The organism is Rathayibacter sp. AY1A5, assembly GCF_002930875.1.
Classification (GTDB): domain Bacteria; phylum Actinomycetota; class Actinomycetes; order Actinomycetales; family Microbacteriaceae; genus Rathayibacter.
Genome location: NZ_PSTM01000010.1, coordinates 52,843 through 67,049 on the forward strand (window position 1 = coordinate 52,843; position 14,207 = coordinate 67,049).

Here is a 14,207-nt window from a genome sequence, read left to right on the forward strand (position 1 = left end):
CGCGCGCCGTCGCTCGGGCCTCGGAGGACGCCGCCGGGCACCGGCCCGGTGCACCCGGCCGAGCCGCGGAGCGCCCAGTAGGATCGCTCGTCGTGCAGGAGAACGAGGCGACCCCCGCGACCGGACCCACCGCCTCCGTGGAGCTCACCACGAACGGCGTCGGCCCCTGGCAGGGCGAGCGGCCCGAGGACGACCGCCTCGACCCGGAGCTGCTGGAGCGTGGCGACGCGCGCAACGTGGTCGACCGCTTCCGCTACTGGCGGATGGACGCGATCGTCGCGGAGCTCGACCGCACGCGGCACCCGTTCCACGTCGCGATCGAGAACTGGCAGCACGACATGAACATCGGCTCGATCGTCCGCAGCGCGAACGCGTTCGGCGCGGAGGGCGTCCACATCGTCGGCCGGCGGCGGTGGAACAAGCGCGGCGCGATGGTCACCGACCGCTACCAGCACGTCCAGCACCACGAGACGGTGGCCGACCTCGTGCAGTGGGCCGCGAAGGCGGACGTGCCCCTCCTCGCCGTCGACAACGTCCCCGGCTGCGTGCCGCTCGAGACCTACCGGCTCCCCGAGCGCTGCCTCCTGCTGTTCGGGCAGGAGGGACCCGGCCTCTCGGAGGAGGCGATCGCCGCCTCGGAGGCCGTGCTCGAGATCACGCAGTTCGGCTCGACCCGGTCGATCAACGCCTCGGCGGCGGCAGCCGTCGCGATGCACGCCTGGGTACTCCAGCACGTCCGCTTCTGACCCCCGCGAGCCGCGGTGCCGTGTCAGGAACCGGCGCCCGACCCGCTGCCGGGCCGCCGGGACTCAGACCGCCGAATCCGGCGGGAACTCGGACTCCAGCGGCTCCGACGACAGGAGCTCGTGCACCCCGCTCAGCACCTCGTCCGGGCGGAACGGATAGCGCTCGATCTCGGCCTCGTCGCTGATCCCCGTCAGCACCAGCACGGTGTGCAGGCCCGCCTCGATGCCCGCGACGATGTCGGTGTCCATCCGGTCGCCGATCATCCCGGTGTTCTCGCTGTGCGCGCCGATCTTGTTCATCGCCGAGCGGAACATCATCGGGTTCGGCTTGCCGACGACGTACGGATCCTTGCCCGTCGCCTTCGTGATGAGCGCCGCGATCGCCCCCGTCGCCGGGAGCACGCCCTCGGCGCTCGGCCCCGTCGCATCGGGATTGGTGACGATGAAGCGCGCACCCGCGACGATCAGGCGGATCGCCTTCGTGATCGCCTCGAAGCTGTAATTGCGGGTCTCGCCCACGACCACGTAGTCCGGCGCCGTCTCCGTCATGATGAAGCCCGCCTCGTGCAGCGCGGTGGTGATCCCCGCCTCGCCGATCACGAACGCGCTCCCGCCCGGCTTCTGCGACGCGCAGAAGTCCGCCGTCGCCAGAGCGCTCGTCCAGATCCGCTCCTCCGGCACGTGCAGCCCCGACCCGCGCAGCCGCGCCGCCAGATCCCGCGGCGTGAAGATCGAGTTGTTCGTCAGCACCAGGAACGGCGTGCCCGAATCGGTCCACTCCTGGATCAGCTCGGGCGCGCCGGGGAGCGCCTTGTTCTCGTGCACCAGCACGCCGTCCATGTCCGTGAGCCAGGCCTCGACTTCACTGCGGTTCGTCGCCATGGGTCGATGCTATCGGCGGCACCCCCGCGCACGACGGCGACGACCGGCGAACCGGCCGGCTCCCTCCGCTGACGCCCCTGTGGAGGGACGACCGTCGTGCGCCGGACGGCCGGACCCCGGACCCGCACAGCCGCGAGCGGGATAGCCTGGGAGGCATGAGTGGCGAGAACCTGCTGGGCCCCGAACCGACCCTCCTCCCCGACGAGCCCGCGGTCACCGCGGCCCTCGCGAAGCACGCGAACCCGGGAGCCGTCAAATTCGCCGCCCTCGCCGCCGCCCACCCGCGCTCCCCGCTGGCCTGGGCACTGCTCGCCGACAGCGTCTGGGGCATCGACGCGGCCCTCCCCTCCTACGCCTACGCCCGCGTCGGCTACCACCGCGGTCTGGACCTCCTGCGATCCGCCGGCTGGCGCGGCCAGGGTCCCATCCCGTGGCGCCACGGACCCAACCGCGGTTTCCTCCTCGCCCTCTACGCCCTCCGCCGCGCCGCCGACTCGATCGGCGAGACGGAGGAGGTCGCGCGACTCACCCATTTCCTTCAGCAGGCCGATCCCGCCGCCATCGACGAGATCGAGCGCTATCACGAGGACGCGCTTCCCCCCACTGCCGCCATCGTCATCCTCGGCAACGACTAGGCGGCGCCGGGGACGCGGTCCCGGGGGCGTCGGGCTCGGAGGCCGGCCCGGAGGGCTTGAGGCGGAGTCGCGATCCCGTCCACCCGCAGTCCTGCGCATCGTCTCCTGTCGGCGTGCCACCCGCCGGCGAGGATCCGGCGGAAGCCCGACCGCTCAGGTCCTCCTCGTCCCTTCCCCTGGGTAGTGTTCGCTCCTGTGACGCTCTTCTCGGACCTCCCCGTCCTTCCCGTCCTCAGGCGCGCACGCGAGCGCGATCGCCTCGCGTCCGCGGAGGCGGGCTGCTGGGCGTGACACGGTCGGCCGGGGAGGCTCCGGTGAGCCGGTGGCGCCTGCGGGTCGCCGGGACCACGGCGGTCCTCGCCTTTCTGCTCCTGCTCGTCTGCGCCGATCCCTTCGGATCGGACTCCTCGCGGCAGTTCGTCCGGATCGCCCGCTCCCATGATCCGACTGGTCTCGTCCACGCCCTGGGTGGAGAAGGGATCGCAGTCTGCGCTCTCGCCTCACCGGCTGCAGCGGCGGCAGCCGCGCTGGTGGCGGCGAGCAGCCGTCGACCCTTCGTCCCCGCACTCGGAGTGCTCGCGCTGCTCGAGGGGGCGTCGACCGTCGAGATGATCGTCACTCCGCCGTCGGTCGGTGGCGTGCTGTACGGCCTCCTCTCGGTTCTCGCGGGCACGGCGGTCGGGGCGCTGGTCGGCACGATCCTCCGACGAGTCGTCCCGAATCGATCCGCCGCACGCTCACTGCGGATCCTCTGGCGCACGTGGCTCGCCGTCCTCCTCGCCGTCGCACTGCTCGCCGCGGTGGCGGTGCCCCTCTTCGTCCGCCCCGTTCTCGATCCCGTGGGGGGAGCCGATGCGCTCGTGGTGCTGGGTCCTGCTACTGATCGCAGGGTCGGCCGTGCGCTCGCTCTGCTCGAGGAGCACCGGGATGTCACCCTCGTGCTCTCGACTCCGCGCCTGGAGAACGGTTCGTTCGCCCGAGCCGAATGCGATGCCGGCGAGGAGGTCAGAGTCGTCTGCTTCACTCCCTCCCCGTTCACTACGGGCGGTGAGATCTCCGAGCTGAACACGCTCTCCTCGGAGTACGACTGGACCTCGGTGGCACTGATGACCTCCACTCCGCATGTGACCCGGGTCCGCACGATCGCGTCTCGCTGCCTGCGCACACCGTTCTCGGTCGGCTCGGTCGACGAGCCGCGGCGGGTGAGCGAGTGGACTCTGGCGGTGGTCTACCAGGTGCTGGCGTTCGGCAAGCTGCTGATCCTGCAATCCTGTGAGAGCGGCCGCTCGTGAAGAAGGATCCGCCCCTTGGGCCCCCCTTCTAGGGGCGGAACCATGGATCCGCGTCGTCGTTCCAGGAAAACGACAGAGTCTCCTCTGCTTCCCTCCGCGGTCGGGGGGTGCGGCCGTCGACAGCCGATGGCGGGATGATCCGAGCATGAGGAGATGACGACGACTCTCGAAACAGGACCCGGATCCCGCCGCACGTTCCTCCGCTACGGAGGGGCCGCGGCCGCGGCCGTCGTCGTCGCCGCACCCGCCGCGGAAGCCGCGGACGAGACTATACCTGCGACCCGCGTCAACGGAATCCACAACTACCTCGAATTCGCCGGGACCACTGACGAGGACAAGCTCCGCGCCGCGATCGACTATTTCGTCGCCGCTCGCCAAGAGGTCACGTTGACGATCTCGAAGAGCTTCAAGATCACGCGCACCCTCGTGATCGACTCCTCGTACATCTCGCTCGAGTTCACCTGCGGTCCGCTGAATGCGACCGCCATCACCAGCGGTCCTGCTCTCACGGTGATCGGCAGTGCCACGTCCGGCTACCCCAACAACAGGGCGGCGATCACCGGACTCCGTCTGCTGGGGCCGGGAGCGTCCGCGACGGCCAGCACCGGAATCCTGTTCAACACCGACAGCACGACTGCCGCCACCACGCGCGGGCTCGGACTCTGGGGCCTGGAGATCTCGGGCTTCGGGACCGGCGTGTCCTTCGAGAACGATGCGTTCCTGATCAGCTTCTACAACTTCCACATCTTCCGCTGCAGGACGGCCGTTTCCATGCCCGCAGGCAGAGTCAACTACGGCGAGAACATCAAGTTCATCGGCGGTGGTATCGGCACCAGCACCCTCGGCGTCTACAACGCCAACCCGAACGGCGAGCTGCACTTCGTCTCGACGTCGATCGACTTCTGCGTGCAGGCCGTGAAGGTCGACGCGGGTCGGGTGATCCTGCACCAGCCGCATATCGAGATCAACGAGAGCGGCGCGAACTCCACGCTCTCGCAGTTCGTCACCGGGTCGAGTACAGCTGCGCAGATCTCGATCTCAGGCGGACACCTCTTCTTCCATCAGGTCCCGGTGGCCAACTACCTCTTCGAGACCACTGCAGGAGGGTGGGGCGGCGGAATCCAGGTCCATCAACTGTCGATGTTCAATACGCAGATGAAATCGGGATATCTCGCCGGTGGCACTGCGAAGGTCCGCATCAGCCAGCACGTCACCTCGGACGGGAACGGCAGCGGTTCGGGGCAGGGGTCGATTCTGCATTCGAAGGCGGCGAACAAGCTCGTCGACGGGAACTTCTCTCTCGCAGCGCCCGTCGACGCGTTCCTCAACGGCGCCGACGCGACGAGCCGCACCACCAGCCCGTCCATGACGCTGACCACCAGCGGCAACCAGCTGCTGATGACCCGAGTGGCCGGCGGTCCCGGTCCGGCGGTCTCCATCGACGTCCCCGTCACAGCGGGGCTGCTGTACGGCGTCGACTTCACCATCGCGGGATCCACGTCGACGGGCACGATGTACGTGTCCGAATCCTTCGTCGCCGTGACCGGCGTGTCCTCGTCGGGGATCCCGATCGTCGCTCGGAGCAGCGCTCGCCCGGTGTCGAATCTCGACCTCGCCGGCGCGAACGCGCAGGCTCCCTTCCGCAAGACCTATCAGCAGACGACCTGGAACCGGGTCGCTCCTGCGTGGGCGACGCACTTCCGGCTGCGGTTCACCTTCGGATCGGTGACAGCAGGAGTGACTCGCTTCTCGGAGATCGTCATCACCGAACTCTGACGGGGGCGGCGGGTGACGGACCTCGAGAAACCCGACTGGTAGCGTCAGACCATCCCTCGCCGGCCGAGGTCGTCCGCTCCGTCGCCGAAGCGGGCGTGTCGCGGTCCGATCACAGGCCGTGGTGCCCTCTCCCAGGTCGTCTCGTGGTGCCCGGGGCGGTCCGCCGAAGAGACGAACGAAGGAGAAGCACGCGAATGATCCGGGCGCTCTTCTCCGTGAAGGACTTCTCCGGCTCGAGCAACCCCTACATCGGGCTGCTCGTCGGTTCGTTCCCGGCGTCGGTGGAACCGGTCGCGTTCACCTGGCGACGTGCCCTTCTCGGGCGCTACGACGTCTTCCACGTGCACTGGCCGGAGTACCTCTTCCGTGCCCCGCGCGGCCCGCGCCGCTGGCTGAAGTCCGCCCTCGCCTTCGGGCTCATCGCCCGGCTGCTCGCGTCGGGGACGCCGGTCGTCGTGACGATGCACAACCTCCGACCGCACGAATCGGGCAGTGCCGTCGAGACTCTCCTCGCGCGCTGGCTGGACCGGCTCACGGACGTCCGCATCTATCTGAACGAGTCCGACGAGAACGACCTGGACCGGGGAGTCGTCGTCCTGCACGGCGCCTATCCGGAGGCGGCCTCTGTCCCGGGCCCCCGTGAAGCGGGTCGGCGCATCCTGTTCTTCGGGCAGATCCGGCCCTACAAGGGACTCGAGGAGCTGATCGCGGCCTTCAGCGCACTCACCGACGGCGAACTCGTCATCGCCGGCGCGGCCGCTGTCCCCGAGTACGCCGACGAGGTGCGCAGAGCGGTCGGAGCCGACGGTCGCGTCCACCTGCGGCTCGGCCACATCGACGACGCCGAGCTGGACGAGCTCCTGGCAGGCGCGGACCTCGTCACCCTGCCGTACAAGTACCTCTACAACTCCGGAGCCGCGCTGCTCGCCCTCGGCGCGCGGAAGACGATCCTGGTCCCGGCGACCGGATCGACGCGGGCCCTCGCCGCGGAGGTCGGGAGCGGCTGGGTGGAGCTGTTCGACGGCCTCGTGTCGCCGGCGGCGTTGGAGGCGGGCCTCGAGCGAGCGCGCCGGCACGGAGAGAGGGAGCGACCCGACCTGTCCAAGCGCGAGCGTTCCCTCGTGGGAGCGCTGCACGGCGCCGTGTACGAGGCGCTCGTCGCTGCAGGCCGAGGTCGAGGACGAGGCGGGAAGGGGAGGAGAGCGGCGACGCTCGCTCGCCTCCGCGCAGACCCCCGCTTCCTCCGGCATTCCGAGCTGAATCGATGAACGAGCCGCAGGGAGTCGAATGAGGCGTTCAGCGCCGAGCCGCGGTTCACGTACCAGGACTACTTCGAGGGGACAGGACGGACCGGGTCGGAGTACACCCTCTTCGATGATCTCGACTCCGCCGTGGCTCACGCGACGCGGATCCGGCTGCACTCCTAGACGCCCGCTGGCTGCGTGGGATCCGGCGCCCCTGCTGGACGCCTTCCCGATCGACCGCTGGCGGCGCTGAGGACGGGCCGTCAGCGCCGCACTCGGCGCGGTGCCGCCAGCACCGCGTCGAGCAGCTGTGCGAGGTCGGCGGCGCGACGGTGCCAGCCGTACTGCTCCGCGTAGACCGAGCCCTCCCGGTTGGGTCCCGACGCCGCAGCCTCCAGCGCGGACCGCAGCCCGTTCTCTGCGCCCGCAGGGTCGTCGTAGAGCCAGACGCCGGGGGCGGAGCGGGCTCGCAGTGCAGGGGAGGCGGACGAGACGATCCTGAGGCCGGCGGCGAGGTACTCGAAGTACTTCATCGGGCTGCGACCCGCGTTGCCCGGGTCGTCCGAGAGCGGGAGCAGCCCGACGCGGGCGCTCTTCAGCAGCGCGGGCGCCCGGGAGTAGGGCACGGCGCCGAGCAGCTCCACGTTCGCGGGCAGCGTCTCCACGTTCTTCGGGAGCGGACCGGCGAGTCGGAAGGGGACGTCAGGGAACGCCGAGGCGAGCATCCGGACTCCTCCCCAGTCGAAGCGGCGGTCGAGCGCCCCGAGGTAGACGACTCCCGCACGCTCGGCACCGAGACCGTGGAACCGCTCGTACTCGACTCCGTTCTCGAGGACCAGCGTGCGCTCCGGCGCGGCCACTCCCTCGGAGACCGCGCGCAGCACCGGCTCCGACGTGGCGACGAGAGCGTCCGCCCGCTCGAGGAGCTCGATCTCCGCCGCCCGCATCCCCGGTTCGAAATGAGCGTCCGTGGGCCGGTAGACGACACGCTTCGGCTGCAGGAGCTCGAGGAGCGGCACGCCCATCAGGGGCTGGTCGACGATGAGGACATCAGGACGCATCGCCCCACTGGGCGCCCGCCAGGGCCGCAGCGGCACCCGCAGAGACTGCGTCCGCATCCGCGCCGGGAGCGATCCCAGTGGGGCGACGGTGAGCGGTTCGGCGTGCACGACGCCCGCCGCGTCCGTGCGTGGACCTCGCAGCGCAAGACCGAAGCGGGCCCGCACGGTGGCGTCCCGCAGGCGCCCCGCGTGCAGGAGCGAGGACGGCGTCGAGACGTGCGTCACCGTGTTCCCGAGGCGCGAGAGCTCGCGAGCCAGGTGGTGGCTCCCCACTCGGAAGACCCCGACCTCGGCGGTGTGGCTCGCGAAGACGATCTTCACGGGCGCCCGACCGGTCCGGAGGCGTCGACGAGGAGGTCGACGAGTCGTCCTCGCTGCATCCGCAGCGCCGACACGGAGTCTCCGACGCGCCTCCAGTAGTCGGACGGGTCCTCCCGCAGCTCAGCGATCTGGTCGCGGATGAGCGAGAGATCGGCGTCGAAGGCGTTGTGCACGAACCGGTCGATCCCGAGGTCGTCGTAGGCACCCCAGCCCTTCCGCTCGTAGCTCAGATGGACACTCGGAACGCCGCTGCGGATGGTCTGGATGCTGCCGTGCAGCCGGACCGAGACCACGACCGCCGGCCGATCCGCGACTCCGCTGCCGACCGCGTCGCGGAGCAGGCGGAATGGCCCTTCGTGGCCGAGCCGCTCGTAGAACTGCGGATCGTTGTTGCCGCGAGCGGTGGCTTGAGCGAGCAGCTCCGACTCCGGATCGCGCGCGAGGGCGTCGATCCGCGACTCGTAGGCGGCACGTCGCGACCGGCTCGAGGACAGCGCGCGGGCGACGATCCCGACGGGCCCGGGAGCTCCGGCCCGCACGACGGTCCTCGGATCGAACTCGTCGGGGAGGCCCAGAAGGGCCATGTCGGGAGCGCGGTGCACGTTCGCGAGGCCGGACAGCTCCTCGACGGAGCGGTCGTCCCGGGCGAAGACCCCGACGGCGCGGGCCAGTCGCGCCGCGATCACACGGCGGGTCCCGAGATTGAGCGGCCCGATGCTCTGCGGAAGGTAGACGAACGGAACGCGGTCGCCGCGCCGGGGCATCTGGACGAAGTTGGTGCACATCATCTTGACGACTTCGACGGGATTCTTGGTGCGGAGGTAGCCGCCCCCGACGCCGACGACGAGGTCGGACCCGGCGATCGCCCGCGCGTAGCCGGCGCTCCGGCGGCCGGAGAGCAGCGCGACCCCGCCGCGTCGCAGCGTCTCGAGGCTGCCGATGCTGCCGGCACGGCCGGTGAGGGGGTGCAGGACACGCTCGTAGAGCTCGTCGTCGAAGCTCGCGGGGTCGAGGGCGACGAGCGTGATCTCCGCCGTCGGCAGGGCCGACAGGACCAGCTCCCGCGCCTCCTCGACCAGCAGGCCGTCGCCGGAGTTGGTGGTGCTGTACGCGTGGACGATCGTGACCCTCATCGTGCGGCCTCCTCGAAGACGCGAGCATGCGCTGCGATGGAGTCCGACCACTGGAATCGTCGAGCGTTGATCAGACCCCGGCTCCGCAGGTCGTTGCGGAGGGACGGATCGGCGACGATCTCGCGCATGTGATCGGCGATCGCCGTCGCGCCGATGTCGGTGAGCGTCAGCGCCGCGCCGCCCGCCACCTCGGCGAGCGACCCGCGATCGCTGCAGATGACGGGAACGCCGCACGCCATGGCCTCGACGACCGGGAAGCCGAAGCCCTCGTAGGTGGAGGGGAAGCAGAAGGCGAGCGCTCCCCGGAGCAGCGGGACGAGCGCCTCATCCGGTACGCGGCCGAGGTAGCGCACGCCGCGGGTTCCGCGGACCGCCTCGAGGATCGCGTCGCTCTCCCACGCCGGAGCGCCGGACACCAGGAGCGGCACCCCCGTCTCGTCGAAGACCTTCGAGGCGGCTCGGCACAGCTCGATGATGTTCTTGCGGGGGTCGAGGTTGCCCGCGTAGAGGAAGTACGGGCCGTCGATCCCCAGCTCGTCGAGCGCGACGGAGTCCTGGTCGGTGGAGCGGGTGTTGAACGTGTCGTGGTCGATCCCGTGCGGGATGGTGACGATCTTCCCGGCGGCGTCGGGTGCGACAGTCGCGATGTCCCGGGCGGAGGAATCGGAGACCGTGATGATCGTGGTCGAGAGTGCTGCGAGACGCGCGACGCGCAGGCGCCACAACCGGTCGGAGCTCCGGCTGCGCACATCGTCCACGTGGAGTGTCGCCAGCCCGTGGATCGTGCCGACGATCGGGAGGCGGCTCGGAACCAGCGGCCCCGTGTCCGCGGGGAAGTGGAGGACGTCGATCCCGGAGGGGCGGAGCCTCGGCAGCACGAGTCCCTCATAGGCGCCGTAGACGGCGCTGCGGGCTCGGCCCCCCTCGATCGGAGGTCGGGACAGCACGTGCTGCACGCCGTGTCCGGCGAGCCCGCTGTAGACGGTGCGGGCGTATCGGGTGTTGCCGCCGACCTGTCTGTCGAGGACACGGGCGGAGACGAGCACTGTCGTCATGGCTTCCTCCTCCGAGGGGCGGTCGGCAGCAGGCCGAGGTAGAGCCGCTCGAGCATCTGCGACTGGTGCTGCACGGTGTTCAGGGCGAGGGCGTGCTCGGCGGCGGCGACGAGACGGGAACGGGCCGCCGGGTCCTCCAGATCGCCCCAGTACGACGCCACATCGTGGGGGGAGTGCGCGACCAGGGGCAGGCCGAGGCGATCGAAGGCGGGGATGTCCCGCACGACGAGGGCCAGCCCCATGCCGTGCGCCTCCAGAACGGCCATCGGCATCCCCTCCCACTGCGCGCTGTGCAGGTACACGTCGGCATCGCCCAGTCGGCGGAGCGCCTCGTCGCGGCTGAGCCAGCCGGTGACGTGGACGCCGGCCTGGTCGAGGGCGGTGCGGTGACGCCCCTCGCCTCCGCCGATCCACGTCGCGTCGACGGAATGGCCGGCGGCGCGCACGGCCTCCACGGCCTCGGCGAAGAATCGGGGATCCTTGTGCGTCGAGAGCCGACCGGCGCCGACGAGGCGGAGAGGCCTCGGCCCGCCGGGGCGAGTGGCGGGCGGGAGCGAGGCGGGCACCGAGTTGGGGACGTGCACGACCTCCGCCCGGCTGAACGGCCACCGGCTCAGACGGGCCTCGCGAGCTGAGCAGGCGGCGAACACGGTGGTGTTGAAGGCGAGGACGCCCTCGAAGACCCGGAACGCCGCCCGGGCGGGCAGCGGGAGGTCTCGGCGCTCGAAGCCGTAGCAGTGCGGCGTGTAGACGATCGGACGTCGCCGGCCCGCCCGGACCGCGAGGCGCGCGTACGCTCCGCCGAAGCTGGAGTGCGCGTGCACGACAGCGCCCGGCATTCCGGCCAGAACCGTTCGCAGAGCGCGGACTCGGGCGACGTGCCCTGTCGGCAGCGCCGTCACGCCTGCGAACGACGCGAAGGCGCTCTCCGGTACCGGAGAGTCCTCCCGCGGTGAATACACGAGCCTGTGCTGGAAGGCGGGCGTGGCCGCTACGTAGTCGCTGATCGCCGACGCGGTACCTGCGCCGAAGCTCTCCGTCACGTGCACGATCGTGCGCTCGCCTTCGCGCCAGTCCTCAGCGAGTGTGGATCCGCTTGTCAACCGTTCGCGCCCTTCCGGCTTGGCCGAGCCGTGGAAGGCTCCGGTCCCTGTCGATGTCCATCGGACAGGATCCCTCACCGACCACGCGGTCCGTCGGCATGACTCCGTGAGCGATCCTATGTGCTCCCGGCCGACGGTATGAGGTCGAAAGGGGACCACCTCCGGGGGACCGGGACCGTGGTTAGTCTGTAGTCCTACAGAGCTGAACGGAGCTGCTGCAGGAGACGATCGATGATCGATCACGTCGGAGATGAGGCGCGCGATGGCTCGAGGGGGCGCTGCGACCGCGACGACGCGAGAGGGCGCGGCGCGTCTGGATGTCGTCCAGCGGCTTCTGTTCCTCGCCATCGTCTTCATGCCGTTCCAGCAGGCGCTCACCATTCAGGTCGGCTCTCCGCTGAAGATCACCGAGATCGCCGTCATCCTGGCCATCGGCTTCTCCGTGATCACCGTCCAGAAGGACCGGTACACGCCGGTGGGACGGGAGATCGTGCTGGGGCTCGGTGCGCTGGTCGTTCTGGCGACGATCTGGGCATTCCTGTTCAAGCAACCCGAGGTTCCAGCCGCCTACGGCTATGACCTGGGCTTCACCAACGACATGATCCTCTACTGCGGATACGCTCTGCTGGCCCTCGTGGTCTGGTGGTACGTCGGCCACCGACTGGGATTCCAGGACATGGAGCGGGCTCTCTCGATCGCCGTCCGCCTCGCTTTCGTCTTCTGCGCGATCCAGCTGGCCCTCCACCTCGCCGGGGTCCCGCTGCCCGCTCTCCTCAACTCGACGATTCAGATGGGGGCGACCTTCGGCGTCAGCCTGCCGAGGAACGGCCCGTTCCTCGAGGGGAACTACCTCGGTTTCTTCGCCGGGATCGCGCTGTTCGCCTGCCTGCGCCGTCGCGACCGCATCGGAATCGCCGCCGCCGTCGCCTGCCTCGTCTACTCGCAGTCGACGTCGGCACTGATCGCGACCGTCTCTGCGGCGGTCCTCACGGCGACGCTCCGCCCCCAGCGGGGAGTGGGAGTGCAGATCTTCAGCGTCGGCGCGCTGGGCGCGGTGATCGTCCTGCTCGTTCCCGCCCTGCAGCGCTTCGTCCTCGCGCAGCTCTCGAAGCTCGGACTGGGCACAGGCGCCGTCGACGTCGGCACCCGCTCGCTGAACGTCCGATCCCAGTCGTCGAGCACGGGCTTCACCATGGCCGCGGACAATCCGCTGTTCGGAGTCGGACCCGGCCGGTTCGGCGTGTGGAGGACCGACTACTCCCAGGCGGTGGCGGGGCTCACCTCGAACGGCGCCTCTCGCGGTCTCGCGAACAACGTCTACGCCCAGCTCGCTGCCGAGACCGGAGTGATCGCCCTGGCCCTCTTCGCCGTCCTCCTCGTGATGCTGATCGTGCGGGGATATCGGCGCAACGGGACGGCACTGGGTCTGGGGGTCTTCCTCGCCGTCGCTCTGGCCTCCGCCCCCGCGTGGACCGCCTTGACCGTGTGGATCGCGCTGGCGTACGCCGCATCGCTCGCCTCCGAGCCGCTGCCGGCGACGACCTCGATCGCCCGGTCCGGCCTCGACTCGGAGCGACGGGCAGCGGCGGTGTCGCGATCCATGGCGGTGCGTCCGGCGCCGTCCACCGGTCGGCACCGGCAGTTGTCGGATCGACGGTGAGCTCCGCACCCGCGACGACCGAGCTCTCCCTCGATGATGCGGTACACCTCGCACACGCCCTCACCGCGCACCTCTCCTCCACGCACGGGCTCCGCACCCTGTTCATCAAGGGGCCCACCGCCCATGCACAGGGCATCCGCACGAGACGCGTGTCCAGCGATGTCGACGTGCTCGTCCACCCGGCGGACGTCCAGCGCCTCGTCGACCTGCTGGCCGAGCGCGGATGGATCCCCCGGCCCGACCGCCCGGCCCCGCGCGCGTACCCGGTGCACTCCGTGACCCTGTTCCATCCGCAGTGGACCTGCGACATCGACGTGCACGACCGCTACCCCGGATTCTTCGCAGAGCCGGAGGAGGTCCTCGACGTGCTGTGGACGTCGCACCGGACCGTGACGATCGCGCACAGGAGGGTCGCTGTGCCCTCCCCGGTCGCGGGCGCGGTCGTCGTCGCGCTCCACGCGCTGAAGGATCCCCTCCTTGCCCGGAGCACGTCCGAGCTCGAGTCGGTCATCGGGTTCCTCAGGGGCGCGAGCGAATCGGACCGGGAGGCGCTGCTCCTGCTCGTCGAGAGCACCCGCAGCGCCTACCCCCTCCGCCCGGTGCTCCACGCCCTCGGGCTGGACATGCCGGACGACCTGGCCGTGCACGAGCGCCGGTTGTGGGATCTGCGGGTGGCCGGAACGGGGCGGTCCAGCTATCACTGGGCGCTCGCCTTCGTCGAGGCCACAGGGAAGCGGCGCATCGTGCTGATCGTGTCCGCGCTGACGACCGTGATCGGTCTCACACGCCGGGCGCGCCGGAGGGCTGCGGAGACGGGGATGGTCCGCTTCGATCGGCCGTCGTTGTCAGATCTGCGGGCGTTCCTCGGGCTCGTGCGCTCGCTCGCCGCCGATCGTCGACGCCGTCGCCGAGAGAATGCGACCCACTCGTGACCACCGTCGATCCGGGAGCTCTGGATCACGCCGTGTGGGCGCGATCCGATCAGCTGGCCTTCGTCGAGGACGACGCGCAGGCGGTGCTGCTGAACCTGTTGTCGCCGTTTCCCGTGCCCCTCGTGCTGAAGGGCACGGCGCACGCGATCTGGAGAAGGCTCGAGCATCCGTCCACGACCGTCGAGATCCTCGCGGGGCTCGCCGACGAGTTCGGCGTCCCCCGAGAGGTCCTCGAGGAGGACGTGCTCAGTTTCCTCCTGGAGCTGAGCACAGCAGACGTGGTCCACCGGCTGCCCTCGCGCTGAAGGTGAGACATCGTGCAGCAGTGTGCGCCGTGCGGGGGGTGTGAACGGCGGTCGTGACGGCG

General features: G+C 70.2%; 13 protein-coding genes. 8 read left to right on the forward strand and 5 right to left on the reverse strand.

The window, feature by feature from the left end:
• Window positions 1-92 precede the first annotated feature (92 nt).
• Window positions 93-746: a TrmH family RNA methyltransferase gene (locus C5B98_RS08930; protein ID WP_104327654.1), complete on the forward strand. Its 654-nt coding sequence runs from the start codon at window positions 93-95 to the stop codon at window positions 744-746.
• A 63-nt stretch (window positions 747-809) separates the two neighbouring features.
• Here C5B98_RS08930 and C5B98_RS08935 read toward each other — a convergent pair whose 3' ends face one another.
• Entirely contained in the window at window positions 810-1,628 is an 819-nt protein-coding gene (locus C5B98_RS08935; protein WP_104225721.1) for an HAD-IIA family hydrolase, read from the reverse strand.
• Window positions 1,629-1,783: 155 nt separating this feature from the next.
• Here C5B98_RS08935 and C5B98_RS08940 point away from each other — a divergent pair, with 155 nt between their 5' ends.
• From C5B98_RS08940 to C5B98_RS08955, 4 genes are all read left to right on the forward strand, one after another.
• Window positions 1,784-2,263: a DUF3151 domain-containing protein gene (locus C5B98_RS08940; protein ID WP_104327655.1), complete on the forward strand. Its 480-nt coding sequence runs from the start codon at window positions 1,784-1,786 to the stop codon at window positions 2,261-2,263.
• Between the two features lie 314 nt (window positions 2,264-2,577).
• Entirely contained in the window at window positions 2,578-3,555 is a 978-nt protein-coding gene (locus C5B98_RS08945; RefSeq protein WP_104222799.1) for an ElyC/SanA/YdcF family protein, read from the forward strand.
• Window positions 3,556-3,708: 153 nt separating this feature from the next.
• Window positions 3,709-5,331, forward strand: a complete 1,623-nt coding sequence (locus C5B98_RS08950; RefSeq protein ID WP_104327656.1) for a twin-arginine translocation signal domain-containing protein — start codon at window positions 3,709-3,711, stop codon at window positions 5,329-5,331.
• 194 nt (window positions 5,332-5,525) lie between these two features.
• Window positions 5,526-6,599: a glycosyltransferase gene (locus C5B98_RS08955; RefSeq protein ID WP_104327657.1), complete on the forward strand. Its 1,074-nt coding sequence runs from the start codon at window positions 5,526-5,528 to the stop codon at window positions 6,597-6,599.
• A 239-nt stretch (window positions 6,600-6,838) separates the two neighbouring features.
• On the opposite strand, the gene C5B98_RS08960 is transcribed toward C5B98_RS08955, so the two are convergent.
• Genes C5B98_RS08960 through C5B98_RS08975 form a run of 4 tightly spaced genes read right to left on the reverse strand, consistent with a single transcriptional unit; the run spans window position 6,839 to window position 11,629 of the window.
• Window positions 6,839-7,957, reverse strand: coding sequence for a glycosyltransferase (locus C5B98_RS08960; RefSeq protein WP_104327658.1), 1,119 nt, complete (start codon window positions 7,955-7,957; stop codon window positions 6,839-6,841).
• The gene (locus C5B98_RS08965) at window positions 7,954-9,090 is read right to left on the reverse strand and encodes a polysaccharide pyruvyl transferase family protein (RefSeq protein ID WP_104327659.1); all 1,137 of its coding nucleotides are present in this window, start codon (window positions 9,088-9,090) and stop codon (window positions 7,954-7,956) included. Before C5B98_RS08965 ends, C5B98_RS08960 begins: the two co-directional genes overlap by 4 nt.
• Window positions 9,087-10,145, reverse strand: a complete 1,059-nt coding sequence (locus C5B98_RS08970; RefSeq protein WP_104222794.1) for a glycosyltransferase family 1 protein — start codon at window positions 10,143-10,145, stop codon at window positions 9,087-9,089. Before C5B98_RS08970 ends, C5B98_RS08965 begins: the two co-directional genes overlap by 4 nt.
• The gene (locus C5B98_RS08975; protein WP_104225881.1) at window positions 10,142-11,629 is read right to left on the reverse strand and encodes a glycosyltransferase family 4 protein; all 1,488 of its coding nucleotides are present in this window, start codon (window positions 11,627-11,629) and stop codon (window positions 10,142-10,144) included. The genes C5B98_RS08970 and C5B98_RS08975 overlap by 4 nt, the downstream gene beginning before the upstream one ends.
• Here C5B98_RS08975 and C5B98_RS08980 point away from each other — a divergent pair.
• Genes C5B98_RS08980 through C5B98_RS16950 form a run of 3 tightly spaced genes read left to right on the forward strand, consistent with a single transcriptional unit; the run spans window position 11,511 to window position 14,145 of the window.
• Window positions 11,511-12,908 (forward strand): O-antigen ligase, encoded by a 1,398-nt coding sequence (locus C5B98_RS08980; RefSeq protein WP_181065509.1) that lies wholly within the window; start codon window positions 11,511-11,513, stop codon window positions 12,906-12,908. The genes C5B98_RS08975 and C5B98_RS08980 overlap by 119 nt on opposite strands.
• Entirely contained in the window at window positions 12,905-13,840 is a 936-nt protein-coding gene (locus C5B98_RS16945; RefSeq protein WP_181065510.1) for a nucleotidyltransferase family protein, read from the forward strand. Before C5B98_RS08980 ends, C5B98_RS16945 begins: the two co-directional genes overlap by 4 nt.
• Window positions 13,837-14,145, forward strand: a complete 309-nt coding sequence (locus C5B98_RS16950; protein ID WP_181027179.1) for a PqqD family protein — start codon at window positions 13,837-13,839, stop codon at window positions 14,143-14,145. The genes C5B98_RS16945 and C5B98_RS16950 overlap by 4 nt, the downstream gene beginning before the upstream one ends.
• Window positions 14,146-14,207 lie beyond the last annotated feature (62 nt).

Coding starts and splice junctions, on each gene's coding strand:
- C5B98_RS08935 (WP_104225721.1), bottom strand. CDS start 1,628: ATGGCGACGAACCGCAGTGAAGTCGAGGCCTGGCTCACGGACATGGAC.
- C5B98_RS08950 (WP_104327656.1), top strand. CDS start 3,709: ATGACGACGACTCTCGAAACAGGACCCGGATCCCGCCGCACGTTCCTC.
- C5B98_RS08940 (WP_104327655.1), top strand. CDS start 1,784: ATGAGTGGCGAGAACCTGCTGGGCCCCGAACCGACCCTCCTCCCCGAC.
- C5B98_RS08965 (WP_104327659.1), bottom strand. CDS start 9,090: ATGAGGGTCACGATCGTCCACGCGTACAGCACCACCAACTCCGGCGAC.
- C5B98_RS08975 (WP_104225881.1), bottom strand. CDS start 11,629: ATGGTGAGCGCCTGCTGGAACGGCATGAAGACGATGGCGAGGAACAGA.
- C5B98_RS08980 (WP_181065509.1), top strand. CDS start 11,511: ATGGCTCGAGGGGGCGCTGCGACCGCGACGACGCGAGAGGGCGCGGCG.
- C5B98_RS08955 (WP_104327657.1), top strand. CDS start 5,526: ATGATCCGGGCGCTCTTCTCCGTGAAGGACTTCTCCGGCTCGAGCAAC.
- C5B98_RS08970 (WP_104222794.1), bottom strand. CDS start 10,145: ATGACGACAGTGCTCGTCTCCGCCCGTGTCCTCGACAGACAGGTCGGC.